Genomic DNA, 1,188 nt, shown 5'->3' with positions numbered 1-1,188 from the left:
TCACCGGATCATCGAGCGGCTGACCGCCAAGGGAGTAGGGTTCCGCTGCCTCAATCAGTCGGGCGTCGATACCGACACCAGCACCGGGAGGCTCATGCTCGCCGTGCTCGGTGCCGTAGCGGCATTCGAGAACGACATCCGGCGTGAGCGCCAGATGGAAGGGGTGATGAAGGCCAAGGCTGCGGGGAAGTATCGTGGGCGTCCCGCCAGCATCGACCCCGCCCGCGTGAAGGAGCTTCGCGATACCGGCATGGGGGCCGCCCAGATCGCCAAGGCCATGAACATCGGTCGCGCCAGCGTCTACCGGGCATTGGCGGCATAAGGCGACCATGGCACGCAGGATAGTCTACGCCGAGCAATCCGGCTTCCACACCGATGGTGAGTTCGAACGAGCCCTGTTCGTTGATCGGTGGATCGAGATCGATTGGAAGCCGAAGGTCTTCATCGATAGCTGGACCGGCGATGTAGAAAGCGCGCCGCCCTCCTACAAAGTGGGCCTGCCCAGCCGAACCTTCGAAGGCAACCACCCGACGTTGCTCGAATACGGGACCATCAGAAACCCGGACGATGTGGCTTGGGTGAAGGGAGCAACGCACGGCTCATACATGGCCGGATCGGTCCACGTCGAGGAAGTGAAGGATGTGGTCGTTCGGGTTCATCAGATCGGACTCCGGCGCGATGGTCGCCAAGGCTTCGAGATCGAAATCCTCACCGGGTCGGATGCGAAAGCGCTCATCGACAAGGCCAAGCGTGAACAAGCGATCGCTACCTTCAAGGAAGTATGGTGGCTCGTGCCAATCGGTATCGCCGTCCTGTGGTGGCTTCTCTGACCGCCTTCAGAGACTCCTGATCCATTCGGCCGCTTCCTCTACGGTCATGCTGACGACCGGCTCACCCGATGCCGCCTGTTCAAGCATGGTGATAAAGTCCGGGCACAACTCCTCACCACGGCAGATCGGACACGTTCCGTCGCCGTGATCGCCCCCACAACCGTCCCCGAAAGCGTCACCCATGGATCACCCCCTCGACCTCGATAACGAGGCCCCAGCCATCAACGACCAGCCCGAAACGCCGACCACCATACAGGCCATCACCGCACGCTTGCGAGGCCGTCGCGAGGCGGTCAGCGGAGCGTCGCAGGATGGTCCCGTAGCTGGGGATGGTGCGGTCCCTTCGCCCGCTCCAGCG

Annotated in this window: 3 protein-coding genes; 2 read left to right on the top strand and 1 reads right to left on the bottom strand. The window is 62.6% G+C overall.

Annotated elements, in window-relative coordinates; translation table 11 throughout:
- A partial coding sequence (locus tag ACODTA_RS30305; RefSeq protein WP_489071405.1) for a recombinase family protein occupies nt 1-322 on the top strand: 322 nt, incomplete at its 5' end.
- Nucleotides 323-329: 7 nt separating this feature from the next.
- Nucleotides 330-830, top strand: coding sequence for a hypothetical protein (locus ACODTA_RS30300; RefSeq protein ID WP_489071403.1), 501 nt, complete (start codon nt 330-332; stop codon nt 828-830).
- A gap of 175 nt (nt 831-1,005) precedes the next feature.
- Here the strand turns inward: ACODTA_RS30300 and ACODTA_RS30295 are convergent.
- Nucleotides 1,006-1,188, bottom strand: a 183-nt coding sequence (locus tag ACODTA_RS30295; protein ID WP_489071401.1) for a hypothetical protein, incomplete at its 5' end; no start/stop codon positions are given.

The organism is Sphingomonas sp. FG14, assembly GCF_057809675.1.
This window is presented reverse-complemented; position numbering and strand designations above follow the sequence as displayed.